The sequence below is a fragment of the Rhizorhabdus sp. P4_G6 genome (assembly GCF_056401045.1).
In genome coordinates this window covers 59,202-85,092 of the sequence record NZ_JBFUKC010000012.1, presented here as the reverse complement: position 1 = coordinate 85,092, position 25,891 = coordinate 59,202, and the positions used below count along the sequence as shown (strand labels likewise).

The following is a 25,891-nucleotide window of genomic DNA, read 5'->3' as shown; positions in this document are numbered from 1 at the left end:
CCCTGCGGCGGCGCCTTTCGGCTATCTGCCGAACAGGTCCTTCAAGCGATGCGGTTGTGACCGCAGATACTGGTTCGGCGCAGCGACCTGCCCGCCCAGTTCCGCCGCAGCATGCCAGGGCCAGCGGGGATCATAGAGGATTGCCCGCGCCAGCGCGATCATATCGGCGTCGCCGGCTCCCACGATCGCCTCGGCCTGCTGGAAGTCGGTGATCATGCCGACCGCGATGACGGGGATTCCCACCGCCTGCTTCACCGCCCGCGCCAACGGCACCTGGTAACCCGGCCCCACCGGTATCTGCTGGCTCGGGTCCAGGCCGCCGCTCGACACATGGATCGCATCGCAGCCCCGCCCCTCCAGTGCTTGGGCAAAGGCGATGGTCTGGTCGATATCCCACCCGCCCTTCACCCAGTCGGTACCGGACACGCGCATCGACACCGCCATATCCGCCGGAAAGACGGCGCGAACGGCGTCGAACACTTCCAGCGGGAAGCGCATCCGATTCTCCAGCGATCCGCCATATTCGTCGTCGCGACGGTTCGATAGCGGCGACAGGAACTGGTGGAGCAGATAGCCGTGCGCGCCATGTAGCTGGATCACATCGATACCCAGCCGCGCCGCACGCACGGCGGCGTCAGCGAAGCCCTGCCTGATCCGCGCCAGCCCCTCCCGATCCAGCGCAACGGGGGAGTTTTCATAGTCGTGGAAGGCGACAGGCGAAGGCGCCACGGTCTGCCAGCCATGGAGATCGCCGGGCGGCAATTGCGCCCCGCCTGCCCACGGCACCTCGGTGGATGCCTTGCGACCGGCATGGGCAAGCTGGATGGCGATAGGCATCGATGACCAACGACGGACCGACTCCAGCGTCCGCGCGATAGCCGCTTCGGTCGCATCGTCCCACAGCCCGACATCGGCCCAGCTGATCCGGCCTTCGGGAAGCACGGCGGTCGCCTCGATCGTCAGCAACGCCGCGCCAGAAAGGGCAAGATGGCCGAGGTGGATCAGATGCCAGTCGGTCATGCATCCGTCCTGCGCCGAATATTGGCACATCGGCGCGATCACGATGCGGTTGGCGAGCTTGACCCGGCCATGATCGATGGGGGTGAACAATACCGGTCGAGCCAAGGGAAGTCTCCGCCATGAAGCCAGATGAGGCGCAGACTGCTATTGGCTGCGTCCGGTTTGTCAAACGCATGGGTTATGTGCAACGGCGATCCATGGCGTTGAACTATTGGTCGAAGATGCTGCTGCCGTTGGGCATGGTGCTGATGCTGGCGGGGGCTTTGCTGTGGCTGCGGCATGCCTCGGTCGACCTACCCATGTTCGAGGCGCTGAGGCTGGGCAGGCGCAGCGGCTGGGCGCCCCTCATCGTGGGCCTCACCCGCCTTGGCGGCTTCGCGGTGCTGGGGCCGCTGGCGTTGGCGGCAGCGGGCCTGCTCGCCTGGCGGAAGCGGGGCCGCGAAGCTTTATGGCTATTGCTGACCATCGCCAGCGGCCGGCTGATGGTGGAGGCCGTGAAGCTGCTGTTTGGACGCGAACGTCCACCGCTGTCCGGGCAACTCGCCTCGGTGACCTCCTACAGCTTCCCCAGCTCGCACAGCGCGGGCACCATGCTGACCATGCTCGCGCTGGCGCTGGTCTTTCCGGTGCGAGGACGCCCCATGCTGCTCCTGGCGCTGGCCATCGCCTGCGTCGTTGGATGGAGCCGTATCGCGCTGGGCGTCCATTGGCCCAGCGACGTGCTCGCAGGCCTGGGATTGGGGATGTTGTGGGTCGGGACGGCGCAGCGCTGGCTGCATCCATCCAGCAACGCCGCCTAGCTCCCCCGCCGCAAAGACAATTTCGGCACCTGCCCGCTCTGGCGCAGCGCAGCGCCGCGGCCCGAGAGTGAGGGATTAGTCATGAAATAGCGGTGAAGGTTGAACGCCCGCCGCCCCGGGGCCACTCGCTCATATTCGCCATTGGGAAGCAGCTGCCAGCTCTGCTCGTCGTCGATCAGGTTCGCAACCATCACCTGATCGAGGATCTGGGCGTGGACCGTCGGGTTCTCGATGGGCAGGAGATATTCGACCCGGCGATCGAAATTGCGGGGCATCCAGTCGGCGGAGCTGATCAGAACCTTCGCCTGGCGGTTGGGCAGATCGCCGCCATTGCCGAAGCAGACGATCCGGCTGTGTTCCAGAAAGCGGCCAACCACCGACTTGACGCGGATATTCTCCGAGAGGCCCGGAACGCCGGGCCGCAGGCAGCATATCCCCCGGATGATCAGGTCGACCTGCACGCCGGCCGAGCTCGCGCGATAGAGCTTCTCGATGATGGCAGGATCGACCAGCGAATTCATCTTTGCCCAGATCGCGGCATCGCGGCCGGCGCGGGCATGGTCGATCTCCGCGTCGATCAGCGCGCACAGCTGGTCGCGCATGCCGTGCGGCGAGATGGTCAGCAGGTCGAGATCGGTCGGTTCGACATAGCCGGTGATATAGTTGAACAGCTGCGCCGCGTCGCGCCCCAGCCGCGGATCGGCGGTGAAGAAGCTCAGATCGGTATAGATGCGCGCCGTGATCGGGTGGTAATTGCCGGTTCCGAAGTGGCAATAGGTACGGTGTCCTTCCGCCTCGCGCCGCACCACTACCGACACCTTGGCGTGGGTCTTCCAGTCGATGAAGCCATAGACGACCTGGACCCCCGCCCGCTCGAGCTGCGAGGCCCACATCAGGTTCTGCTCCTCGTCGAAGCGCGCCTTGAGTTCGACCACCGCTGTGACCGACTTCCCCGCCTCCGCCGCATCGACGAGCGCGCGGATGACAGCGGATTGCTTGCCGGCGCGATAGAGCGTCTGCTTGATGGCAATGACGTCGGGATCCGCCGCCGCCTGCCGCAGGAAGGCGAGCACGACGTCGAACGTCTCATAGGGATGATGGACGACGATGTCCTTGGAGCGGATCGCCGCGAAGCAATCGCCGCCATGTTCGCGGATCCGCTCCGGAAAGCGCGGCGCGAACGCTGGAAATTTGAGATCGGCCCGGTCCTCGTCGACCAGTTGCTCAAGGTCCGCGATCCCCAGGAAGTTGCCCGATTCGGTGATGAAGGCGTCGGCCCCACCGATCTGGTCCTTCCAGAGCGGCTCGAAGGAGGAAGACATTCCGCCTTCGAGCTCGAGACGGATCACGCGCCCGCGCCGCCGCCGCTTGATCGCCGTCCGGTAGTAGAGGACGAGATCCTCGGCCTCTTCCTCGATCTCGATATCGCTGTCACGGATGATCCGGAGGGCCCCCTGGCCGCGCACCACATAGCCGGGAAACAGAACCGAGGTGAAGCGGCGCACCAGCGTCTCGATCGCCACGTAGCGCGCCCCCTCGCCGGGCAGGCGGATGAAGCGCGACAGCGTATTCGGCACCATCAGCAGTTCGAAGATCTGCTGGCCGTCGGATTGCCGGGTCAGATCGAACAACAGGCTGAAGCCCTTGTTCGGAATGAAGGGGAATGGATGGGCCGGGTCGAGCGCCTGGGGCGTGAGCACCGCGAAGATGTGGTTGCGGAAATAGGTTTCGAGCCACGCGGCGTCGGCGCCGTCGATATCGCTTTCTTCGAGCACGATGATGCCGGCGGCGGCGAGCTCGCCATGCAGGCGATCCCAGACGAGCTGCTGATCCGCCATCAACTGGTCGGCGCGCTTGGTGGCGCCCTCGATCTGCTGGGCCACGGTCAGGCCGTCGGGCGATAATGCATCGACCCCTTCCAGCAGCTGGCCCTTGAGGCCCGCGAGCCTGACCATGAAGAACTCGTCGAGATTATTTCCCGAGATCGATAGGAAACGGAGCCGCTCGAGCAGAGGGTGGGCGGGATTGCATGCCTCGTCCAGCACACGCTGGTTGAAGGCCAGCCAGCTGAGCTCGCGGTTGAAATAGCGATCGCGCAGCGCGATCGGATCGGCCGGCGCCATGCCGCCGACAAGATCTTCGTTCCGAACAGGTTGTTCTATCGATTCCATGACCGTCCACTATAGCAGCTTATATGTATCCTCCGTGACTCCGATCGCCGCAAGGGCCTCGCGGGCTATCGGCAGGGTGATCGCCTTGCGCCGGGCAAGCGCCGCTTCGTCGAGCGCATCGACGATCCTGCCGATGCCGATATAGCTGCGCTCGATCCGCGGCACGACATAGCGGATCACCTCGGGCCGTGCCGCCAGGCCTCGCGCGTGGAGCAGCTTCTCGATGATGCCGCCGATCAACGGCATGTCGGGCTCCTCGATCGCGACGTGCGGGCTCGCGAGCAGCCGAGAGCGCAGGTCCGGCAAGCGGATCTTCCATTTGGCGGGCGCAAGGTCCGCCGCCAGCAGCAGCGGCTTGCGATCGGCCTGTGCCGTGTTCCATGCGTGGAACAGCCTCTCCTCATCCTGGGCATCGGCATTGTCCACGAAACGGCCGCCGCTCTTGGCTGCGAAGATCCGCCCGAGCAAGCTACGGCCCGATTTGCGCGGTCCCGTCAGCACCGTCGCCATCACCGGCCACAAGGCCCAATGTTCCAGATGCTTCACCGCGATGCGGTTGGCGTCGCTGATGATGAAATCGCGCTCATCCGCGTCGGCCGGCCATTGGAACGGCAGCGCGATCTGGTCGGTCATCGCGCGGGCTGGCTGCCGCCGCGCCGGATGCGGACTCCGCCGGCGACGTCCTCGACCTGCCAGCCGCGCGCCACCAGTGCCTCGCGGAATGCCGTCGGCGGCCCCGAGAAGCTCACGCGAAAGATCGAAGTGCCGCCTAGCGCCAGGCTCGATGTCTGTACGAGCGTCACGCCGGGCATTGCCCGCAAGGCAGTTTCATCGGCCCGCAGCGTCGCTGCATCCGGCGTGTCGGCTTGAACCATGATCGCGGCAGTTACCGCCGAAGCGATCTGCGACAGCACGTCGTCGATCGGCACTTCCTCGACCGGTGTCTCGATCACCAGCGACGGATCCGGCCGCAGCGCCCCTTCCTGGAGGGCACGGACATAAGCCGCATCGATCCGCTCGACCGCACGGTCGAGCATCGCCGGCAGTGCGTCGCCATCCTCGGCGGTGAGCGTGAACTGGTCGATCACCGCGCCGTCCGGCCCGTGCCGCGCGACGAACCTGCCGATCGCCGGTCCGCCCGGCCACTGGCGGAACAGGGTCACTTCGGGAACGACGATATCCGCAGCACCATATTGATCGAGCAGCATCCGCCACCAGCTACGCCCCGGTCGCCGGGTCTGGGCCGCATTGAGCAGCACGGGATCGGCGCCGGTTCCGGAGACGCGCACATAGTCGACGGGGCTGTTGTTGGTGCGGAACCGCGCCCACGCCTTTTGCCATTCGGTGCGCGATTCAAAGGAGACCGGCGTACCGCCGCTCCACTGCACCGGAATCACCAGCATCGGTGCGGAGCGGCGTACCGCGCCCTTGGCACCGAGCAATTCGCCGGCGCGGGCCCGATCGAACAGCACCCCGAGGCTGGCGATATACCGATTGGGACCGATCTGTTCATGTTCGACGACGATCCCGCCGCTGATCGAGTCGAGCGTCGAATCGGGCAGGCCAGGCGCGTTCTCGACCGGCTTGCCGTTTACCCGCGCCCACAGCATCTTCCAGCCCTTGCGCTGCGCTTCGCGCCAGCCGCCGTCGCGCGCCTGATCGGCGGTGCGGGCGGCGACATCGACCTTGACGCCGTCGACCTCGTAGCTCCCGGCGCCGCCGATCGGCGGCACGCCGCGCTGGTCCGGCCGCTCGAGCTGGGCGAGCGCCAGCGCCGCGGCGAACAGTGCGGCGCCCAGGATCGACATCGGGACAGGACGGAAAAGACGTTCGGCGATGGTCACAAAGCGCCTTTTGGCGACTTGGTCGTGGAAATCCAAGTGCGATGTGGCTAGGCGGGCGAGATGACCGACAGCACAGACAAGCCGACCAGCTACACCTACGCCAAGGCCGGCGTCTCGATCGCCGCGGGCAATGCGCTCGTCAAGGCTATCGGGCCGCTTGCCAAATCGACTCGACGTCCCGGTGCCGACGCCGATCTCGGCGGCTTCGGCGGCTTCTTCGACCTCAAGGCAGCGGGTTACAGAGATCCTTTGCTGGTGGCCGCCAATGACGGCGTCGGCACCAAGCTCAAGCTCGCGATTGATAGCGGGCGGCACGACGGAGTCGGTATCGATCTTGTCGCGATGTGTGCCAACGACCTGATCGTGCAGGGCGCCGAACCTTTGTTCTTCCTGGATTATTTCGCGACGGGCAAGCTTGACAACGGTGTCGCTGAGCGGGTGATCGCCGGGATCGCCGAGGGCTGCAAGCTGGCCGGCTGTGCGCTGATCGGTGGCGAGACCGCCGAAATGCCCGGCATGTATGCCGACGGAGACTATGATCTTGCCGGCTTCTGCGTCGGCGCGGTCGAGCGGGACGAGGCGCTGACCGGCAATCGCGTCTCCGCTGGCGATGCGATTCTCGGCCTCGCATCCTCGGGTGTTCATTCCAATGGCTTCTCGCTGGTTCGCCGTCTCGCGGCCGACAAGGGCTGGAAGCTCGATCGCCCCGCCCTGTTCGATCAGGACAGGTTGCTGATCGAGGCGTTGATGGCGCCTACCCGTATCTACGTGAAGTCGCTACTGCCGCTCGTGCGCTCCGGCAAGGTCCGCGCCATGGCCCATATCACCGGTGGCGGCCTGCTCGAGAATATCCCGCGCGTCCTGCCCGACGGGCTCCACGCCCATGTCGATGCCGATGGCTGGGACCAGCCCCGGCTGATGGCGTTCCTCCAGGCGCAGGGCCATATCGAGCCGGAGGAAATGGCACGCACCTTCAACTGCGGCATCGGCATGGCGCTGATCGTCGCGCAGGAAGACGTCGCCGGCGTCACCGGCGCACTCGAAGCGGCCGGCGAGACGGTGCTGCGCGTCGGCAGTATCGCAGCCGGCGACAAGGGCTGCACGGTGACGGGATCGATCGAGACATGGAGCGCGCAGGCGGCGTGGTCGGCCACGCATCTGGGTTGACGGTGAAGCGCATCGGCAAAGCGCCCCTCGCCATCCTGATCTCCGGCCGGGGCAGCAATATGGCCGCGTTGATCGAGGCGTCGCGCGCCGGGGATTGCCCTTATGAGGTCGTCCTCGTGGCCTCGAACAAGCCTGACGCCGCGGGGATTGCCACGGCGCGAGACGCCGGGATCGCGACCTTTGCGCACAGTCACAAGGGCCTGACCCGCGAAGAGTTCGATTCGATCATCGACGGCGCGCTGCGCCAGGCTGGCGCCCGCTATGTCGCACTGGCCGGCTATATGCGAATTCTGTCGCACGGCTTCATCGCCGGATGGGCCGGGCGGATCGTCAACATCCACCCGTCATTGCTACCGAAGTACAAGGGGCTGGACACCCACGCCCGCGCGATTGCGGCGGGCGACGCAGAAGCGGGCTGCTCGGTCCATCTGGTGACGCCGGAACTCGACGATGGCGAAGTGATCGCCCAGGCGAGGGTGACCATCCTGCCGGGCGATACGCCAGCCACGCTCGCCGATCGCATCCTGTTCGAAGAGCACCGGCTTTATCCAGACGCGCTTGCGACCTATATCCAGGCGCATGGCTGACCAAATTTCCGATGCCGCGATGCGGCGGCGATGGTTGCGCTGGCTGACGCTCGGCGAGATCCTCGGCGTGGCGGCGCTGGTGATATCCGGTCTCACTTTCTGGAACAGCTATAGCGAGCGGCGGCACAGCGAAGTCGCCCGGACGATCGAGGAAAAGCAGGCGAGCGCCAAGGCCCGCACGTTGATCCTCAAGGCCGAGCGGGACAAAGACGGCGAGCGGCTGACCCTGACGCCCGCCGGCGACCAGGTGATCCAAGGCCAGACCATTGCTTTCCCCAAGGCGCTCGGCGTCGATCCGATCGACAGCACCGATCCGCGCATCGAAGCACGCTGGTTTGCCGAAGGCCTCAAGAAGGCGCGCCGCGCCGCCGGGGAGGACGACAAGGTCCGCGGCGATGCGCGCGTGCCCGTGGCAATCACCACCCGCTTCACGGCCAATGGCGCGCTTGCCGAGGACGTGACGCTGTACGATGTCGGCTATATCACCGAAAACAGCCTGCTAGGCGGAACCTCGATCAGGCTGCGCGGCCTGTCGTTGATCGGACGCAGCACCGCCAAAGCCGTGCCTGCTCGCCTCGATGCCCTGTGGAACGCACGCCATAAGAGGGCGACGCGCTCGTGAGCGTGTCCGACCCCGCAGCTGTTCACGCCCGCGTCGGCAAGCTGGCGGCGGCGCTGCCGCAGGTCGAGGAGAAAGTTTCGCACGGTTCGCCCTGCTGGCGCGTCGCCGACAAGCGCATGTTCGCCTATTTCTGGCATGATCATCACAGCGACGACCGCACTGCCGTCCTCGTCAAGACCAGCGGCGTGGAGGAGCAGGAGATGCTGATCGAGATGGATCCCGGCATCTATTTCAAGCCGCCCTATCTCGGCCCGTCGGGCTGGGTTGGCGTGCGGCTCGATCATGAGCGAACCGACTGGGAACTGGTTGAACACCGCCTTCGCGAAAGCTGGCGGCTGGCCGCGCCACCGAAACTCAAGGCGATGATGGATGTTTGAGCGCCAGTGAACTGCACTCGGAATCGCTCTGACATAGGAATGCAGGACGTCGCCGCGCTGATCATCGCCAGCGCGGCAGGCTCATCCCGTCATCTGTCTGACGAAGGGTATCAGCCGACGATCTCTTCCGGCTTGAAGAAGAAGTCGATCTCGATCCCGGCATTTTCGAGGCTGTCCGAACCATGGACGGAATTGGCCTCGATCGACTCCGCGAAGGTCTTGCGGATCGTGCCTTCGTCGGCGTTGGCCGGGTTGGTGGCGCCCATCACTTCGCGATTTTTCGCCACGGCGTTCTCGCCCTCGAGAACCTGCACCACGACCGGGCCGGAGATCATGAAGCTGACCAGCTCCCCGAAGAAGGGGCGCTCGCGGTGAACGCCGTAGAAGCCTTCGGCCTGCTCACGGCTCATCTGGATGCGCTTCGAGGCGACGACGCGCAGGCCGGCCTCCTCGAGCTTCGCCGTGACGGCGCCCGTCAGGTTCCGGCGGGTCGCGTCGGGCTTGATAATCGAAAAGGTACGTTCGGTCGCCATGGCCGAGCGGCTCCATATCTTGAGGGTCGTTGGAAGATGGGCGCGCCTTTACTGTGTACGGTGCGTGATGGCAAGGCAGCGGGACGCAATAGCCGTCGCGATCGGCGCGCGCAGCGTCTATAGCGACCGGAGGCGATGCTGGGACCCGCATGACGAACGAACCGACCGACTTAGGGACCTACGATTATGTCATCGCCGGCGCAGGCTCGGCCGGCTGCCTGCTGGCCAACCGGCTCTCGGCGAACCCGGACAATCGCGTGCTGCTGCTCGAAGCCGGCGGCAGGGACGACTGGATCTGGTTCCACGTGCCGGTGGGTTATCTGTTCGCGATCGGGAATCCCCGGGCCGACTGGATGTTCGAGACCGTCGAGGAGCCTGGGCTGGGCGGTCGCAAGCTTGCTTATCCACGCGGCAAGGTGATCGGCGGCAGTTCCTCGATCAACGCCATGGTTTACATGCGCGGCCAGGCGGCGGACTATGACGGCTGGCGGCAGCTCGGCCTCGCCGGATGGGGCTGGGACGACGTTCTTCCCCATTTCCTGCGGCATGAGGACCATATCGCACCGCACGGACCACATCACCGCGCCGGCGGCGAATGGCGGGTGGAGCATCCGCGCGTGCGCTGGGACATATTGGACGCGATCCGCGATGCGGGCACCGCCGCGGGGATCGCGCCGGTCGACGATTTCAACGGCGGCGACAATGAAGGATCGTCCTACTTCCAGGTCAACCAGCGTGCCGGCCGCCGGGTCAGCTCGGCTGGCGCCTTCCTCAAGCCTGCGCTCAAGCGACCCAACCTCCGGCTGGAAACCGGTGTGGAGGTCGAGCGCGTCCGTTTCGATGGCAGGCAAGCCACGGGGCTCATATTCCGCCGCGGCACCGAGCGGTTCGAAGCGAGAGCCGCCGGCGAAGTGATCCTCGCCACGGGCGCGGTCGGATCTCCCAAGCTGCTTCAATTATCCGGCATCGGCGATGGGGAAATGCTCGGCCGCCTGGATATCCCGGTGATCCACCATCTGCCCGGCGTCGGCGGCAATCTGCAGGACCATCTCCAGATCAGGCCGATCTTCAAGGTCAGTGGCGTTCGGACGCTCAACAGCGACTATGCCAACCTGTTCCGCCGCGCCGCGATGGGCGTCCAATATGCGTTCCTCCGTACGGGGCCGCTGACGATGGCGCCATCGCAGCTCGGCATGTTCGCGCGGTCTTCGGACGATTATGCGACGCCCAATCTCCAATTCCACTTCCAGCCGCTCTCGCTCGACAGATGGGGCGATGGACTCCACCCGTTCGGCGCCTTCACCGCGAGCGTGTGCAACCTGCGCCCGTCGAGCCGCGGCCGCATCGACATCGCCGGCCCGGACCCTGCCACCCCCCCGCGCATAGCGCCCGGCTATCTGTCGACGGAGGAGGATCAACGGGTGGCGATCGACTCGCTGCGCCTGGCGCGCAGGATCATCGGGCAGGCGCCGCTCACGCGCTATGCGCCGGAAGAGTTCCGCCCCGGGGCGCAGGCGCAAGGAGACGCCGAGCTGCTCGCGGCAGCGGCCGAGCTTGGCACCACCATCTTCCATCCGGTCGGCACTGCAGCGATGGGGCCCGCCACCGACCCGCACGCGGTGCTCGACGAACGGCTGCGCATACGCGGGATCGAGCGGCTGCGCGTCATCGACGCGTCGGCAATGCCCAGGATAATTTCGGGCAACACCAACGCGCCCACCCTGATGATCGCCGAGAAAGGCGCAGCCATGCTGCTGGAGGACCGTTGCTGACGGCTTTGTCAGCCCAGGCTTTCCTCTCCGAGTAAAAGCATTTATCTGCAACAGGTTGTCGCCCGTTGCTGCACTGGATCCGGATATGCGCAAGATCGTCGCTTTGCTCTCCGCCACCGCTTTTCTCGCGCCCGCGCTATCGGCTGCTCCTGTACCGGTCTTCGAAACGGCCCGCATCAGCCAGGACGTCAGGATGCTGGCGGACGACAGCTTCGAAGGGCGCGCACCGGCCACGGACGGCGAGACCAGGACGATCGCCTATATCACCCGGCAGATGAAGGCGGCCGGGCTCCAGCCGGGCGGCTCCGGCGGCGCATGGACGCAGGACGTGCCGTTGCTCAAATCGGATATCGTCGGCGCTCCGACGCTGTCGCTGACGGCTGGCGACGGCTCCCGGCGCACGCTGACCCAGGGCGGCGAGATCGCGGTTCGCTCGGCGCTCAACGGGCAGGATCGCATCGACCTGCGCGCCGCGCCGCTGCTGTTCGTCGGCTATGGCGTCAAGGCGCCGGAGCGCGGCTGGGACGATTTCAAGGGCGCCGATCTCAAGGGGAAGATCATGGTCGTGCTGGTCAACGACCCCGACTTCGAAGGCGGAGAAGGAGAGTTCAGCGGCAAGACGATGACCTATTATGGCCGCTGGACCTATAAATATGAGGAAGGCGCGCGGCAGGGCGCGGCCGGCGTGCTGGTGATCCACGAATATGCCCCGGCCTCCTATGGCTGGGCGACGGTCAAGAACTCGAACACCAACACGATGTTCGACATTGTCCGCGCCAACCCCGCCGCCGAGCATGTGCCGCTGGAAGGATGGATACAGCGCGATCTTGCCGCTGATCTGTTCAAGGCCGCCGGCCTCGACCTGGAGGCAATGAAGAAGGCCGCGCAGCGCAAGGATTTCAAGCCCGTCCCGCTCAATGCGACGCTCGATGCATCCTATGCCGTAAAGGCCGAGACGATCGTGTCGCACAATGTCATCGGCCGCCTGCCCGGCGCCAGACATCCGGCCGAAACGGTTATCTACTCCGCGCATTGGGATCATCTCGGCATCGGCCAGCCCGATGCTAAAGGCGACCGCATATATAATGGCGCCAGGGACAACGCCTCGGGCATCGCCAGCCTGCTCGAGCTGGGCCGTGCCTTCGCCAAGGCGCCGCGTACCGATCGCTCGATCGTCTTCCTTGCGGTCACCGCCGAGGAAAAGGGCCTGCTCGGCTCGGAATATTACGGCGCTCACCCCGTCTATCCGCTGGCGACAACCGCAGGCGTGATCAACATGGACAACATATTCGGCCAAGGTGCCGCCCGGGACTTCACCATCTCGGGCGTCGCCAGGCTGGGCCTACTCGACATGATGATCGCGGAAGGCCAAAAATTGAGTCGCGTCTATGTTCCCGACCCGCGCACGGAGACCGGCGGGTTCTATCGATCCGACCACTTCACGATCGCGAAACAGGGCGTTCCCGCCATCTCGTTCAAGCCCGGCATGGATCTCGTCAAGGGCGGTGTCGAGCGCGGCAAGGCGCTCAGCGACGCCTACATCAAGGACCAATATCACCAGCCAGCGGACGAGTGGAGCGCCGACTGGGACCTGTCGAGCGTGCAACCCGACCTGACCCTGCTCTACAATACCGGCCGAGCGCTGGCCGACAGCCGTATCTGGCCGGAATGGAGCGCCAACTCCGAGTTCAAGGCCAAGCGCGACGAGACGGCGGCGCAGCGGGAGTAGGACAGTCGACGGATAGGATGTAGAAGGGGCGATGCAACCCTAAGGCAGCAACAGGCTCGCATCGCCATAGCTGTAGAAGCGATAGCCCGTCGCGATGGCGTGGGCATAGGCGGCCTGCATTCGCTCGCGGCCCATCAATGCCGAAACCAGCATGAACAGCGTCGATTTCGGCAAATGGAAGTTCGTCATCAGCCCGTCGATGCCGCCAAAGCGATAGCCGGGCGTGATGAAGATTGCGGTGTCGCCTTCGAACGGGCGGATCACGCCTGCCTCGTCGACGGCGCTCTCGATCAGGCGCAGGCTGGTGGTGCCGACCGCAATCACGCGCCCGCCGCCAGCCCGCACCGCGTTGAGACGGTCGGCCGTGGCGGCGTCGATCCGGCCCCATTCGGCGTGCATCCTGTGGTCGTCGGTGTCATCGGCCTTGACCGGCAGGAAGGTGCCTGCGCCGACATGCAGGGTCAGCGTCTCGGTGCCGATCCCGGCCTCATGGAGCGATGCGATCAGCTCCGGCGTGAAGTGGAGCGCGGCGGTGGGGGCAGCGACGGCGCCCTTTTCGCGGGCGAACATCGTCTGGTAATCGTCGAGGTCGCGGGCGTCGGCTGGGCGTTTTCCCGCAATATAGGGCGGCAACGGCATTCGCCCCGCCCGTTCGAGCAGCAGTTCGACCGGCTCCTCCCCTGCGAAGTCGAGCAGGATTGATCCGTCGTCGCCACGCTCGGCAGCGACAGCGGAGACACCCGCACCGAAATCGATCGAGTCCCCGATTCGCAGCCGCTTCGCATTGCGGACAAAGGCGCGCCAGCGGCGCAGTCCCTCACGCTTGTGCAGGGTGGCGCCGATCCGCGCCTCGCCGCGCCGGCCTTCGAGTTGGGCCGGGATGACGCGCGTATCGTTGAAGACTAGGCAATCGCCGGCCCGCAGCAATGCCGGAAGCTCGGTTACGATATGGTCGGAGAAGACGCCCTCGTGCGGCACGAGCAGGAGCCGCGCGCTATCGCGCGGGCTGGCTGGCCTCAGCGCGATGCTTTCGGGCGGAAGGTGGAAATCGAAAAGGTCGACACGCATGGGCGAGTCTGGCTCAGCAGACCGAGATCAGCGCGGCGGAGCTGCCGCCTCGTCGCTGGTGACGGCGTTGACCGCCGCGTCGGTGCTGGGCGGTGAGACCGCTGGCGCAGCCGGATCGCCGGCCGATGGAGGCACGGCCGGCGGAGCAGGAGTCTCGGCGGGCGCGGGTTCCGCAGGCGCAGGCTTCGGGGCTTCCGCAGGCTTTTCCGCCTTTGGAGCCTTGGCCTTCTGCTTCTTCGCCTTCTTGCCGGTCTCGGCAACAGGGGCCGTTGCCGCCGCAGGCGCCGGCGGCACGAAAGCTGCCGGCGCAATTCCCTGCTCGTCCGACTCTATCGATGCATGGACGATCTTGGAGGGGTTTGCCGGCGGCTCGCCCTTCTCGATCGCGTCGACATATTCCATGCCGCTCGTCACCCGGCCGATCGCGGTATAATTTCCGTCGAGGCTGAGGTTGGGCTGCAGCATGATGAAGAACTGGCTGTTGGCACTGTCGAGCCCTTCAGCCCGGGCCATGGCCATGGTGCCACGAACATGGGGGAAATCATTGAACTCCGCCTTCAGGTCGGGCAGGTCCGACCCGCCTTCGCCCGTTCCCTTGGGATCGCCGCCCTGCGCCATGAAGCCTTCGATCACCCGGTGGAAGATCAGCCCGTCATAGAAATGGCGCCGCACCAGCGTCTTCACGCGATCGACCGAGTAAGGTGCCTTGTCCGGGCGGAGCAATATCTTGACGCGCCCTCCGGTCGACAGGTCCAGATTGAGGATGTTCTGCGGATCGGCCGGCGGGGCCGCGGCTTCCGGCGCGGTCTGTGCGAACGCCATGCCGGCCATGAACAGGCCTGAAAGGGCCGCAACAACGAACTTCGATCGCATCAGACACATTCTCCACACCGCGCTTGGCGCGCGGCCCTCGTTAAATCTCGCAGGCTTGCCACGCGCTGAACCGGTCGCCGGAAATCAGCTGCCCTTCTTACCGATCTTTTCCACGCGCGCGACGACTTCCTGCACCACCCGCTCGGGCACGAAGCGGTGGATGGCGCCACCGTAGAGCGCGATCTCCTTGACGAGCCGCGACGCAATCGGCTGGAGGGCGACATCGGCCATCAGGAACACCGTCTCGATACGGTTGTTCAGCTGCTGGTTCATGCCCGCCATCTGATATTCATATTCGAAATCGGCAACCGCACGCAGGCCGCGGACGATGATCGAAGCGCCCATCTTCTCGGCGAAATCCATCAGCAATGAATCGAATGCGACGATTTCGAGCTTGTCACCGAGATCCTCGGTTTCGCGGCGGGCCATGGCCAGCCGCTCGTCGAGATCGAACATCGGCGATTTGGACGGATTGGTGGTTACCCCGACGACGAGCTTGTCGACGAGTTTCGCGCCACGCCGGATGATATCCATATGGCCGAGCGTAACGGGATCGAATGTCCCCGGATAGACGCCGATGCGCATGTCTTGTGCCCTCCCCCTGATCGCTTATCGGTCGCGGTCGACTGCATAAGCTGCGATTTCGCGTAGCAGATCGGCTTCCCGCCCGAAATTGCCAAGATGGCTGATCGCCTGCTGCGAAAGCGACCGGGCCTGGGCGCGGGCACGATCGGCGCCGAGCAGGGCCACGAAGGTCGCCTTGCCGGCGGCGGAGTCCTTCCCCGCGGCCTTGCCCATCGCCGTGGGATCGCCCTCGGCATCGAGCAGGTCGTCGGCGATCTGGAAGGCGAGGCCAAGGTCGTGTGCATAGCCGCGAAGCCGGCTACGGCCTTCGGGCGGCAGCCGGCCGAGGATCGCCCCGGCCTCGATCGCGAACCCGATCAACGCCCCGGTCTTGAGCTGCTGGAGCCGGGTGACGTTTCCAAGATCGTGCATCGTCTCGGCGGCGGCCATGTCCATCGCTTGTCCGCCGACCATCCCGCCCGGTCCCGCCGCGACGGCGAGCGCGGCCACCAGTTCGGCACGGACGAACGGATCCGCATGGGTCCCTTCGGCCGCCAATATTTCGAAAGCGAGCGCCTGGAAGGCATCGCCGGCGAGGATGGCCGTCGCCTCGTCATAGACCTTGTGCACGGTCGGTCGGCCGCGGCGGACGTCGTCATCGTCCATCGCCGGAAGATCGTCATGGACGAGGCTGTAGACGTGGATCGCCTCGACGGCGACGCCAACGCGCAGGGCGCATTCCGGATCGACCGCGAACAGCCGCGCCGCGCCACAGACCAGTAACGGCCGCAGCCGCTTACCGCCACCGATGGCAGCGTGGCGCATCGCTTGATAGAGGCGGCGGCGGCTGTCCTCGGGCAGAGCCAGCAAGGCATCGAAGCGCATGTCGATTTCGTGCGCGATGCGCTCCAGTTCGGAGGAGAGCAGCTCCGCCATGGTCAGCTTGCCGTGAAGGGCTCGGTCCCCTTCGCCGCGCCGTCCGCGCCGATGCTGATCTTCTCGATCCGTGCCTGCGCAGCCTTCAGTCGCGCCTCGCACTGGCGCTTCAGCGCATCGCCCTTCGCGTAGAGCGCAATAGATTGATCGAGTGGTACGTCGCCCGATTCCAGCTGCCGCACGATCGTCTCGAGCTGCTTGAGGGCGTCCTCGAAGGAGAGGTCGGCGAAGGCGGCAATATCATCCATAGGATCGGCTTTTGGGCTTGGTGTGGACGAGGGTCAAGCTGCCCTCCGGGGAATCCGCCGCCCAGCCAAAGCTGGTAGGACAGCGCTCGCGCCGCGGCGCGAGCAGAGCCTGTCGGCCCCGGCCAAGGCCGGGGCGGCGATGATCCTTATTTCTTGAACGGATCCTGGAAGGCGGGGCCGCTGAACAGCGCCGCCTCCTGCTCGGCCAGCGTCATCTCGGCCACCTTGCCGGCAGCGTCGCGCTCGGCGCGAAGCTGCTCGATCAGGGCCTCGCGGTCGCCCTCGAGCCGGGTGTCGGTCGGCGCTTCGATGCCGGCTGCCTTGGCCGCCTTCGCCACCACCGCGTCGAGCTCGCGCTGCGAGCAGAGGCCGAGCGTTACCGGATCCTTGGGGATGATGTTGGCGATGTTCCAATGGGTGCGGTCCCGGATCGCCGCGATCGTCGTGCGCGTCGTTCCGATCAGCTTGGAGATCTGGCCATCCGACACCTCCGGATGGTTGCGGATGATCCAGGCGATGCCGTCGGGTTTGTCCTGGCGCTTGGAAACCGGCGTGTAGCGCGGGCCTTTGGTGCGGCGCTGCTGGTCCGGGCCCTTGAGCATCACCAGCCGGTAATTCGGATCCTTCTGACCCTTTTCGATCTCGGCCATGCCGAGTTCGCCGGCGCGGACCGGATCGCGCCCGGTCAGCTTGGTCGCTGCCATATCGTCGGCGATCGCCTGGACCTCGAGGATATGCAAGCCGCAGAAATCGGCGATCTGGGGAAAACTGAGCGCGGTATTGTCGACCAGCCACGAAGCGGTGGCATGGGGCATGAGTGGCTGGGCCATGGCGGTCTCCAAAAATAAAAGAGGCCGCCCCGTCACGGAGCGGCCGAAGCATGGATACCGATGTACTGAAACCGCGCGTTCAGCACAAGCTACTCTTGCCGGAGAGCGCCGACGATCAAGCCGCCAGCCGCGCCCTGCCCTCTCCCTGCGGAGCGAGTGCCGCGAGAAACTGCTCCGCACTGCGGCGCCAGCCGAAGGTCGCTCCATAGGCAGCCGCCGCGCCCCGATCGCGCGTCAACGCCTGCCCGATCGCCTTGCCGAGATCCTCGTCCATCGCCGACGACGCGGGATCGAGGATGTCGACCGGGCCGGTGACCGGATAGGCGGCGACCGGCGTACCACAGGCCAACGCCTCGATCATGACCAGCCCGAAGGTGTCGGTGCGGCTTGGGAAGACGAACAGGTCGGCGCCTGCATAGGCCGCCGCCAGCGCCTGGCCATGCAGCGCCCCGAGGAAAAACGCCTGCGGATAGGCGCGCTTCAGTGCCGCGCTGGCGGGGCCGTCGCCGACCACTATCTTGGTCCCTGGGCCGCCGCACGCCAGGAACGCCTCGATATTCTTCTCGACCGCGACCCGGCCGACATAGAGCTGGATCGGACGCGGCAGTGCCGCGAACGCGGGATGCGGAGGCTGGCCGGGATGGAACAGCGCCAGATCGACGCCCCTGCCCCAGCGCCGGACCGGGCCTATGCGATGTCGGTCGAGGATCGCCTCGACCGACGGAGTCGAGGCCAGCACCGCAGCCGAGGGGCCATGGAACCAGCGGATATAGTGCCAGAACCATTGCGCGGGCATGCCGGTACGCTCGGCGAGATAGTCCGGGAACTGGGTATGATAGGCGGTGGTGAAGGCGAAGCGGCGGCTCAGGCAATGGCGCCGCGCAGCGAGGCCGATCGGCCCCTCCGTCGCGATATGAATGGCGTCCGCGCCGAAGTCGGCGATCCGCCGGCCGACGCCGGCGTGCGTCGTCAGGGCGAGCCTTATCTCGGGATAGCTGGGACAAGGCACCGATCGAAACTGATCCGGCGCGATGACGCACACGTCATGTCCCATGACGAGCAGTTCGGCGCTGACCGCCTGCAGGGTGCGGACGACGCCGTTGACCTGCGGAGCCCATGCATCGGTGGCGATGGCGATGCGCATGCCGCTCAGGCCGCCAGCGCGGTGGCGGCGGCAGTGCGTGCGGCGATTTCATCGGCCCAGTGCAGAACCTCCAGGCGGCCGTCGAAATGCTCGACCAGCGCTGTGCAGCCCTCCACCCAATCGCCGTCGTTATAATAGACGATATCGCCGAAGCTGCGGATCTCCGCAGTGTGAATATGGCCGCAGACGACGCCATCGACGCCGCGTTCGCCGGCCTCGTGCGCAACCGCTTCCTCGAAGCGCGAGATGAACTCGACCGCGTTCTTCACCTTGTGCTTGGCATGCTTCGACAGCGACCAGTAGGGCAGATTGAACCGCTGCCGCACCGCGTTGATCACGACGTTGAGCCGCATCAGCGTTTCGTAGGCAAAGTCGCCGGCGAAGGCGAGCCAGCGGTGGCACATCACCACCGTGTCGAATTCGTCGCCATGCGTCACCATCAGCCGGCGTCCATCCGCGGTCTCATGGATCGCATTGCGGCGTATCTCGATGCCACCGAAGGTCATGCCGGAAAACTGCCGGAACATCTCGTCGTGATTGCCGGGAATGAAGACAACGCGCGTGCCCCGCTTGGCCCGTTTCATCACCCGCCAGACGATGTCGTTATGGGCGGCCGGCCAGTACCAGCTGCGCCGCAGCCGCCAGCCGTCGATGATGTCGCCGACCAGGTACATCGTCTCGCTGTCGGTGGAGTCGAGAAAGTCGATCAGCATCTGCGCATTGCAGCCGCGCGTGCCGAGGTGGATGTCCGACACCCAGATGGTACGGAAGCGGCGGCGCTTGCCGCGCCCTTCCGCTATGGCGGGCGCCTGGCCCTGATACGCCGCTATTCGGGTGATGGCATTCATTGCTCGTCTCCTGCTGGATGACGAGCCGACGCTATGATTCCCAATTGTTACAACCACCTCGCCGCATTCTTGCAGCTTCGTGACGCCTTCGCGGCACTTCGCTTCGAAGCACAGGAAAGATCGAGCAATACCAGCCTCATAAGCCGCCCTTGTGAGAACCGCCTGCAACTTCGTTTTCCTTCGCCGGTGGGACCGGATATCCGTTGGGCGCGCGCTGAGGGGGACATCATGCAGATTTATGGCGATTCGATTTCGGGAAACTGCCTCAAGGTGAAGTGGACGGCCGACCTGCTCGGCCTCGATTATCGCTGGATAGAGACCAGTGTGCTCGGCGGCGAAACGCGGACCCCAGCCTTCCTGGCGATGAATCGGGCGGGCCAGGTGCCGCTGGTCCGGTTCGCGAATGGCACGGTCCTCGCCCAGTCCAATGCGATCATGCTGGCGCTTTGCGAAGGATCGTCGCTGATCCCGGCCGAGTTCTTTGCACGGGCAAAGATGCTCGAATGGCTGTTCTGGGAGCAATACAGCCACGAGCCTTATGTGGCGGTGGCGCGGTTCCAGGTCCATTATCTCGGCAAGCCGGTCTCCGAACTCGAGCCGACGATCGTCGAGCGCGGCAACGCGGCGTTGAAACTGCTCGATGAGGCCGTATCTGACCGGGCTTTCCTGGTAGCCGACACCCTCAGCCTCGCCGACCTTGCCCTCGTCGCCTATACGAGGGTGGCGGGCGAGGGCGGATTCGACCTGGCCCGCTATCCCGCGATCCAGCAGTGGATCGGGCGGGTGGAGGACGCTGCCAGGATCAACGACTGAGAGGAACGACGAGCCGAGGATTGTCGCACCGGGTAGGCCCTGGCCTGCCCCGCGCTATCATCATGTTGCCGGATTCGCGTTCAGCCAATCCAGGACATTGTCTGGCGAACTCACCCCATAGGGGTCCTCGTCGGCGCCTTCGTCGTTGATGCCGGGTTCCTCGAACCAGGCGACGATCCTGCCGTCCTCGACGACCATGGCATAGCGCCACGACCTGTAGCCGAAGCCGAGATGCTGCTTGTTGACCAACATGCCCATCCGGCGGGTGAAGTCGCCCGAGCCGTCGGGAAGCAGCTTGGTCTTCTGCAGCCCGAGATTCTTTCCCCACTGGAACATGACGAAGGCATCGTTGACCGACAGGCAATAGACCTCATCGGCGCCAGCGGCCTTCAGGTCGTCGTAGCTGCGCTCATAGGCCGGGCATTGCTCGGTCGAGCAGGTCGGGGTGAACGCGCCGGGCAAGGCGAAAATAGCGACGCGCCGCCCCTTGAACAGGTCGCCGGTCTGCACATCCTGCCAGCGGAAGGGGTTGGGGCCCTCGACGCTCTCGTCGCGAACACGGGTCTTGAGCGTCACATCGGGTACGGTACGTCCGAGCATTTATCGTCCTTTCGAGATTGGATGACGCTTAATGGCCAAGGGCGACTGATCGATCCAACGATAAAAGACGTTCTCAGTGATCGGATATATCGAACAGCTCTAGCGGATCGGGCCGTCGGCTCGTCCTTGAACGAACTGATCCACATATGGGTTGCCGCTGTCGTACAGACGATCTCGGGGCCCACGCCAGATGATCTTGCCCTGATAGAGCATCGCCACGCGATGCGCGATCTTGCGCGCCGACGCCATGTCGTGGGTAATGGTCAGGGCGGTGACGCCGAGATCCTCGACGAGTTCGACGATTAGGTCGTTGATCACGTCGGCGCGGATCGGGTCGAGGCCGGTGGTCGGCTCATCGAAAAAGATGATCTCCGGCCTCGGCGCGATGGCACGGGCAAGGGCGACGCGCTTCTGCATACCGCCGGACAATTCGCTCGGACGAAGATCCAGCACCTGGGATCCGAGGCCCACCCGCTCGAGATTCTCGGTCGCGAGCCTGCGCATATTGGCTGCATCCTTCATCCGCCCCTGCGTCAGGGCGAAGGTGACGTTGCGCCAGATCGGCAGTGAATCGAACAGCGCCGAACCCTGAAACAACATCCCGAACTTGGCGCGAGTGCGCTCCAGTTCGCGCGACGACATCGTCAGCAAATCCTCGCCATCGATCCGGATCGCGCCATGATCGGCCTTGAGCAGGCCGAGGATGATCTTGAGCATCACCGACTTGCCGCTGCCCGACTGACCGATGATCGCCATCGATTCGCCGCGCTCGATCTCCAGATTGACGCCGTCGAGCACTGTATTGCCGCCAAATGCCTTGGCGACGTCCTCGAGCACGATCTTATAGTCGTCCGCCATCAGCCGAAGGCCATCAGCGTGATGATGAGGTTCGACAGCAGGATCAGGACGAAGGCCGAGACCACCGCATCGGTGGTGGCGCGGCCGACGCCGGCGGCGCCGCCCTGGGCCTTGAAGCCATGATAGCAGCCCATGAGCGCGATGAAGAAGCCGAAGAAAGCGGATTTCACCAGCGCCATCTGAAGATCGGTCGCGGTCAGGAACTGCCGGGTCGTGTTCAGATAGCCCACGGCGTTGAAATCGAGCTTGTAGACCGCGACGAAATAGCCCCCGAATATGCCGATCGCATTGGCGGCGAGCACCATCAGCGGGATGGCTATCAACGCGGCGATCACCCGCGGCGCGATCAGATAACGATAGGGATCGGTGCGCAGGGTGGACAGGGCATCGAGCTGCTCGGTTACCCGCATCGTGCCGAGCTCCGCCGCCATCGCCGACGCGACACGCCCGGCGACCATCAGGCCGACCAGCACCGGCCCGAGCTCCCGCACGATGCCAAGCACGACGATCGCCGGCACCGTCGACGTCGCATTGAAGCGCGATCCGGCCGTAAAGGTCTGTTGCGCCAGCGCAGCGCCGGAGAAGATGGCGGTCATGCCGACGACCGGCAGCGAGAACCAGCCGATCTGCATCAGCTGCTCGAACAGGCGTGCCGGATAATATGGCGGCCGCACCGCGCGCGCCGCGGTCGTCGCGGCGAACATCGCCACTCGGCCTACCGAACCCAATGCATTGATCAACAATCGGCCGATTGCGGCCAAAAAGGCGATAATTGGCTGCAAATTGAAACTATCCTAGTCGTTCCAGAGCCGCTGATAGCGGGAGCCGAGCCCGGTCAGCAACTCATATTGCGACAGGCCGGTTTCGCCGGCCGCGGCCTCCAGATGATAGTCGACCTCGAGCCAGTCGCCTTCGCCGAGTTTCGCCGGACCCGCATCCACCGCGACCAGGTCCATCGAGACCCGCCCGACCAGTGGACAGGCGGCATCGCCGAACCGTGCGCTGCCACGGCCCGCGAAAGCGCGCAGATAGCCATCGGCATAGCCGAGATTGAGGATCGCCACCCGCATCGGCGCCGCCGCGGTGAAGGTTGCGCCATAGCCGATACTATCGCCCGCCGGCACGTCGCGCATCTGGAGGACCTGCGCCTCGATCCGAAGGACCTGCGCGATACGGCCCGCCGCCTCGGCACGCGGGATTCCGCCATATAGCGCCAGCCCGGGACGGATCAGGTCGAAGCCGAAGGCGGGGCCAAGGCACGCTCCTGCCGAGTTCGCGAGGCTATGCCGCCTGGCTGGAACACGCGTGGCGATATCGGCGAACTTTGCCCGCTGGCGCTCGTTCATCGCGCTGTCGGGCTCGTCGCCACAGGCGAGATGGCTCATCAGCAGGTCAACCTCGAGCCCGTCGAGCAGGCCCGAGCACGCCTCCGCCATGCTCAGCCCGAGCCGGTTCATGCCGGTATCGATCATCACGTCGCAAGGTCGCCCGGGCGCGGCCGCCTTCCAGCGCGCGACCATCGCGGGTGTATTGAGCACCGGCCGTCCGCGCGACGCCAGTGCCGAGGCCATGTCCTCCTCGCGCACGCCATGGAGGACCGACAGCGCTGCGCCTTCGGGCAAGGCGCCGAGCGCATCGGCCTCGGCCCAGGTCGCCACGAAGAAGTCGCGGCATCCCGCCCTGGCAAGGCGCCGCACCACCTCACACGCACCGAGGCCGTAGCCGTCGGCCTTCACCGCGGCCCCCGCCGGCGCACCGGCGCGGGCGGCCAGCCAGCGCCAGTTGGCGACAAGCGCGTTGCTATCGAGGATCAGGCGCAGGGGATAGAGATCGGGGTTCACGATTCCGCCGATAGCCGCCCTGCCCCGGCTATTCCAGTTCTTTGCCTGCGGTTTCCGGCAACCAGATCAGCGTGACGACGAAGGCCATCGCCACGACGCCGACCGTATACCATAGGCCGGCAAAGGGGTCGCCGGTTCGCGCCACGATATATTGACTGATGAACGGCAGGAAGCCGCCGAAATAGCCGGTGCCGATATGATAGGGCACCGACAGCGACGTGTAGCGCACGCGCGCCGGAAACAGTTCGACCAGCAGCGCCGCGACGGGTCCATAGGTCATGCCTGACAGCAGGCCGATCATGAGCAGAAGCAGCACGATGTGCACCGCGCCGTCCAGCGGTGGCGTGATCTTGTCGAGCTTGTATCCCGCCTTGCCCAGTCCGGCCTCCAGGCTGCCGGCATCGCTCGCATCGACCGGCCAGCCGCCGATCGTCACGCTGGGTGCCGCCGCCGAGGCGCCTTCGACCTTGGTGTAGGCGATGCCCTTCTTGGACAGGATGTCGAGCACCTTGCCGCAGGCGGTTGCCTGTTCCTTTGCGAAGGGATCATAGTTGCAGTCGCTGCCGGTGACGACGACCGGTGCGCGCTCCATGGCGTGGGCCAGCTGCGGGTTGGCGGCGTCGGCAATCCAGTGGAACAGCGGGAACAACAGCACGAGCGTCAGGGCATAGCCGATCAGGATCGGCTTGCGCCGGCCAATCCTGTCCGACAGCCAGCCGAACAGGATGAACCAGAACAGGCTGCCGACGGCCGAGGCGCCGACGATCAGCCGGGCAGTGTTATCCTCGATGCGCAGGCTGTTCTGCAGGAAGTACAACGCCTGGAACTGAGCGGTATACCAGATGACGGTCAGGCCCGCAGATATGCCGAACAGCGCGACGAGGATCATCTTCACCCTCGCCCAGCTATTGAAGCTCTCGCGCAGCGGGTTAGACGCGATCTCACCATTTGCCTTCATCTCCTTGAAGACGGGGCTTTCCTTGAGCTTGAGCCGGATCCAGAGCGACACGGCGAGGAGAAGCAGCGAGAACAGGAAGGGGATGCGCCATCCCCAGGCAGCGAAAGCATCCTTGTCGACGAACATGTTCGACGCGAGCACTACGGTCAGGCTGAGAAGGAAACCGCCGATCACCCCCGACTGGATGAAGCTGGTGTAGAATCCGCGGCGATGCGCGGGAGCATGTTCGGCGACATAGACCGCGGCGCCGCCATATTCGCCCCCGAGTGCGAGCCCCTGGAGCACGCGGCACAGCACCAGCAGCACGGGGGCCGCGACGCCGATCGTCTCATAGGTAGGCAATATGCCGACCGCGGCGGTAGCGACGCCCATCATCGCGATGGTCACGAGGAACGTGTATTTGCGCCCGAGCCTGTCGCCAAGCACGCCAAACAGCACCGCGCCCAGCGGGCGCATGCCGAAGCCCACGCCGAAACTGGCGAGGAAGATCAGGAAGCTGACCGCCGGATTGTCGGACGGAAAGAAATGGCCGGAGATAATGCTGGCGAGCGTTCCGTAGACGAAAAAGTCATACCATTCGAAGACCGTCCCGAGCGTCGACGCGATGACGACCAGCCGGTCGCGCTTCGCATCGAATTCCACTCCACCCGCCGCCATGCCGCAATCCTCGGTCCTATTTGCTATCGCGCAAACGCCTATGGCAGAGCGTGCGCGGAGACAAGGGACACTACTGCGCCCGCCCCTTGGGCGGAGAACCGCTGTTCCGGCTCCGAGCCGCATCCATGAGGGGGTGCCGGCTGTTCACCAACTCCACCAGATGCGCGCTGTTTACATGCGTATAGATCTGGGTCGTGGCAATATCCGCATGGCCGAGCATCGTCTGGAGGGCGCGCAGATCCGCGCCACCTTCGAGCAGGTGGGTGGCGAAGGCATGTCGCAGCACATGCGGGCTGATCCGCTGCGGCGGAATGCCCGCTTCGGCGGCGAGCTCGCGCAGCAGCTGGAACAGCCGCACCCGGCTCAGATGGCCGTGCCCCGAGGGGAACAGGAAGGGCTGGTCTGCCGGAGCATGCACGCTCCATTCCGCCACCGCCTGCCGCGCCCGATCCGAAATCGGCACCAGCCGCTCGCGCCCGCCCTTGCCGCGCAGGATCAGGAACGGCCGGTCGCCGCGCAGCGCGTGGCGCGGCAGCGACACCAGTTCGGTGGCGCGCAGCCCCGAGCCGTAGAGCAACTCGACCAGCGCAATCAGCCGCAAGGTCAACGGGTCGCCATGTCGGTCGCGGCGACGTTCCTCGAGCGCCTCGAACAGCCGGGCGATATCGCCATGGGTGAGGATGCGCGGAAGGGCGCGCTGGGTGGTTGGCCGCGGCAGCGCGTCGGAGGGGTCGTCGGCACGAATGCCCTCCTCCTCCAGAAAACCGTAAAAGCGCCGCAGCACCGACGACTTGCGCGCCACGCTGGTCCTGCTGAGCGCCATCCACTCGGATCCGAGCCGCTGGAGAGCCGGCGTGTCAGCGGCGACCAGCGCACCGCCAAGCAGCGCCGAGGCTCCGCGCAGGTCGGACCCATAGGCCAGCAACGTATTCTTCGCCGCGCCGCCCTCGGCTGCGAGCATCTCGAGAAACTGCAGGATGGCCTCGGCGTCTTTCACCCGCCTCTTGTCCCACTGCGGCCGAGCGAAGACG

The 25,891-nt window shown here is 65.5% G+C and carries 26 protein-coding genes and 1 pseudogene; 8 read left to right on the top strand and 19 right to left on the bottom strand.

Translation table 11 applies throughout. The features are described from left to right. Positions 1-21: 21 nt before the first annotated feature. Positions 22-1,125, bottom strand: a complete 1,104-nt coding sequence (locus AC1DPF_RS13455) for an NADH:flavin oxidoreductase/NADH oxidase (protein ID WP_477870684.1) — start codon at positions 1,123-1,125, stop codon at positions 22-24. 92 nt (positions 1,126-1,217) lie between these two features. On the opposite strand from AC1DPF_RS13455, the gene AC1DPF_RS13450 reads away from it, so the two are divergent. Next, entirely contained in the window at positions 1,218-1,820 is a 603-nt protein-coding gene (locus AC1DPF_RS13450) for a phosphatase PAP2 family protein (RefSeq protein WP_477961847.1), read from the top strand. On the opposite strand, the gene AC1DPF_RS13445 is transcribed toward AC1DPF_RS13450, so the two are convergent. The 3 genes from AC1DPF_RS13445 to AC1DPF_RS13435 are packed head-to-tail and all read right to left on the bottom strand — an operon-like array spanning position 1,817 to position 5,799. Further along, the gene (locus tag AC1DPF_RS13445) at positions 1,817-3,943 is read right to left on the bottom strand and encodes an RNA degradosome polyphosphate kinase (protein WP_477961845.1); all 2,127 of its coding nucleotides are present in this window, start codon (positions 3,941-3,943) and stop codon (positions 1,817-1,819) included. The genes AC1DPF_RS13450 and AC1DPF_RS13445 overlap by 4 nt on opposite strands. Before the next feature lie 57 nt (positions 3,944-4,000). Then, entirely contained in the window at positions 4,001-4,624 is a 624-nt protein-coding gene (locus AC1DPF_RS13440) for an HdaA/DnaA family protein (RefSeq protein ID WP_477870678.1), read from the bottom strand. Then, entirely contained in the window at positions 4,621-5,799 is a 1,179-nt protein-coding gene (locus AC1DPF_RS13435; protein WP_477870676.1) for a heavy-metal-associated domain-containing protein, read from the bottom strand. The genes AC1DPF_RS13440 and AC1DPF_RS13435 overlap by 4 nt, the downstream gene beginning before the upstream one ends. A gap of 96 nt (positions 5,800-5,895) precedes the next feature. Between AC1DPF_RS13435 and purM the strand changes: the two genes are divergently transcribed. From purM to AC1DPF_RS13415, 4 genes and pseudogenes are all read left to right on the top strand, one after another. Next, positions 5,896-7,002, top strand: a complete 1,107-nt coding sequence (gene purM / locus AC1DPF_RS13430; RefSeq protein ID WP_477961843.1) for a phosphoribosylformylglycinamidine cyclo-ligase — start codon at positions 5,896-5,898, stop codon at positions 7,000-7,002. A gap of 11 nt (positions 7,003-7,013) precedes the next feature. Further along, positions 7,014-7,574, top strand: a pseudogene (gene purN, locus AC1DPF_RS13425) (phosphoribosylglycinamide formyltransferase); the annotation flags it as partial. Between the two features lie 7 nt (positions 7,575-7,581). After that, the gene (locus AC1DPF_RS13420) at positions 7,582-8,211 is read left to right on the top strand and encodes a hypothetical protein (protein ID WP_477870672.1); all 630 of its coding nucleotides are present in this window, start codon (positions 7,582-7,584) and stop codon (positions 8,209-8,211) included. Then, entirely contained in the window at positions 8,208-8,588 is a 381-nt protein-coding gene (locus AC1DPF_RS13415) for an MmcQ/YjbR family DNA-binding protein (RefSeq protein ID WP_477961841.1), read from the top strand. The genes AC1DPF_RS13420 and AC1DPF_RS13415 overlap by 4 nt, the downstream gene beginning before the upstream one ends. Positions 8,589-8,698: 110 nt before the next feature. Here the strand turns inward: AC1DPF_RS13415 and ndk are convergent, their stop codons facing one another. Next, a complete protein-coding gene (ndk, locus tag AC1DPF_RS13410) occupies positions 8,699-9,121 on the bottom strand; it encodes a nucleoside-diphosphate kinase (protein WP_477870668.1) in 423 nt (140 codons plus the stop codon). Positions 9,122-9,270: 149 nt separating this feature from the next. Here ndk and AC1DPF_RS13405 point away from each other — a divergent pair, with 149 nt between their 5' ends. Beyond that, on the top strand, positions 9,271-10,893 hold the full coding sequence (locus AC1DPF_RS13405) for a GMC family oxidoreductase (RefSeq protein ID WP_477961839.1): 1,623 nt from the start codon (positions 9,271-9,273) through the stop codon (positions 10,891-10,893). 85 nt (positions 10,894-10,978) lie between these two features. Continuing rightward, positions 10,979-12,622 (top strand): M28 family metallopeptidase, encoded by a 1,644-nt coding sequence (locus tag AC1DPF_RS13400; protein WP_477961837.1) that lies wholly within the window; start codon positions 10,979-10,981, stop codon positions 12,620-12,622. A gap of 39 nt (positions 12,623-12,661) precedes the next feature. On the opposite strand, the gene queA is transcribed toward AC1DPF_RS13400, so the two are convergent. From queA to AC1DPF_RS13360, 8 genes are all read right to left on the bottom strand, one after another. Then, on the bottom strand, positions 12,662-13,690 hold the full coding sequence (gene queA / locus AC1DPF_RS13395) for a tRNA preQ1(34) S-adenosylmethionine ribosyltransferase-isomerase QueA (RefSeq protein WP_477961835.1): 1,029 nt from the start codon (positions 13,688-13,690) through the stop codon (positions 12,662-12,664). 27 nt (positions 13,691-13,717) lie between these two features. Further along, positions 13,718-14,521, bottom strand: a complete 804-nt coding sequence (locus AC1DPF_RS13390; protein ID WP_477961889.1) for a peptidylprolyl isomerase — start codon at positions 14,519-14,521, stop codon at positions 13,718-13,720. 126 nt (positions 14,522-14,647) lie between these two features. Then, complete coding sequence (gene coaD / locus AC1DPF_RS13385) at positions 14,648-15,148, bottom strand: pantetheine-phosphate adenylyltransferase (protein ID WP_477870662.1); 501 nt, start codon at positions 15,146-15,148, stop codon at positions 14,648-14,650. A gap of 24 nt (positions 15,149-15,172) precedes the next feature. Then, complete coding sequence (locus AC1DPF_RS13380) at positions 15,173-16,063, bottom strand: polyprenyl synthetase family protein (protein ID WP_477961833.1); 891 nt, start codon at positions 16,061-16,063, stop codon at positions 15,173-15,175. Between the two features lie 2 nt (positions 16,064-16,065). Then, positions 16,066-16,311 (bottom strand): exodeoxyribonuclease VII small subunit, encoded by a 246-nt coding sequence (locus AC1DPF_RS13375; protein ID WP_477870659.1) that lies wholly within the window; start codon positions 16,309-16,311, stop codon positions 16,066-16,068. Between the two features lie 146 nt (positions 16,312-16,457). Continuing rightward, complete coding sequence (locus AC1DPF_RS13370; protein WP_477870657.1) at positions 16,458-17,141, bottom strand: DUF1013 domain-containing protein; 684 nt, start codon at positions 17,139-17,141, stop codon at positions 16,458-16,460. Positions 17,142-17,256: 115 nt separating this feature from the next. Continuing rightward, positions 17,257-18,285, bottom strand: coding sequence for a glycosyltransferase family 4 protein (locus AC1DPF_RS13365; RefSeq protein WP_477961831.1), 1,029 nt, complete (start codon positions 18,283-18,285; stop codon positions 17,257-17,259). Positions 18,286-18,290: 5 nt separating this feature from the next. Further along, positions 18,291-19,133 carry a UDP-2,3-diacylglucosamine diphosphatase gene (locus AC1DPF_RS13360; protein ID WP_477961830.1) on the bottom strand — a complete coding sequence of 281 codons (843 nt, stop codon included), beginning with the start codon at positions 19,131-19,133 and terminating at the stop codon, positions 18,291-18,293. Positions 19,134-19,361: 228 nt separating this feature from the next. Here AC1DPF_RS13360 and AC1DPF_RS13355 point away from each other — a divergent pair, with 228 nt between their 5' ends. Further along, positions 19,362-19,946: a glutathione S-transferase family protein gene (locus AC1DPF_RS13355; protein ID WP_477961828.1), complete on the top strand. Its 585-nt coding sequence runs from the start codon at positions 19,362-19,364 to the stop codon at positions 19,944-19,946. Positions 19,947-20,006: 60 nt separating this feature from the next. Here AC1DPF_RS13355 and AC1DPF_RS13350 read toward each other — a convergent pair whose 3' ends face one another. The 6 genes from AC1DPF_RS13350 to AC1DPF_RS13325 all read right to left on the bottom strand — a co-directional run bounded on the left by AC1DPF_RS13350 (position 20,007) and on the right by AC1DPF_RS13325 (position 25,857). Then, positions 20,007-20,546 (bottom strand): redoxin family protein, encoded by a 540-nt coding sequence (locus AC1DPF_RS13350; RefSeq protein WP_477961826.1) that lies wholly within the window; start codon positions 20,544-20,546, stop codon positions 20,007-20,009. Between the two features lie 99 nt (positions 20,547-20,645). Further along, on the bottom strand, positions 20,646-21,404 hold the full coding sequence (locus tag AC1DPF_RS13345; protein ID WP_477870647.1) for an ABC transporter ATP-binding protein: 759 nt from the start codon (positions 21,402-21,404) through the stop codon (positions 20,646-20,648). Beyond that, entirely contained in the window at positions 21,404-22,144 is a 741-nt protein-coding gene (locus tag AC1DPF_RS13340; RefSeq protein ID WP_477870645.1) for an MlaE family ABC transporter permease, read from the bottom strand. The genes AC1DPF_RS13345 and AC1DPF_RS13340 overlap by 1 nt, the downstream gene beginning before the upstream one ends. Before the next feature lie 54 nt (positions 22,145-22,198). Beyond that, positions 22,199-23,248 (bottom strand): alanine racemase, encoded by a 1,050-nt coding sequence (gene alr, locus AC1DPF_RS13335; protein ID WP_477961886.1) that lies wholly within the window; start codon positions 23,246-23,248, stop codon positions 22,199-22,201. Positions 23,249-23,273: 25 nt separating this feature from the next. Next, positions 23,274-24,860, bottom strand: a complete 1,587-nt coding sequence (locus AC1DPF_RS13330) for an MFS transporter (RefSeq protein ID WP_477961824.1) — start codon at positions 24,858-24,860, stop codon at positions 23,274-23,276. A 70-nt stretch (positions 24,861-24,930) separates the two neighbouring features. Continuing rightward, positions 24,931-25,857, bottom strand: coding sequence for a tyrosine-type recombinase/integrase (locus tag AC1DPF_RS13325; RefSeq protein ID WP_477961823.1), 927 nt, complete (start codon positions 25,855-25,857; stop codon positions 24,931-24,933). Positions 25,858-25,891 lie beyond the last annotated feature (34 nt).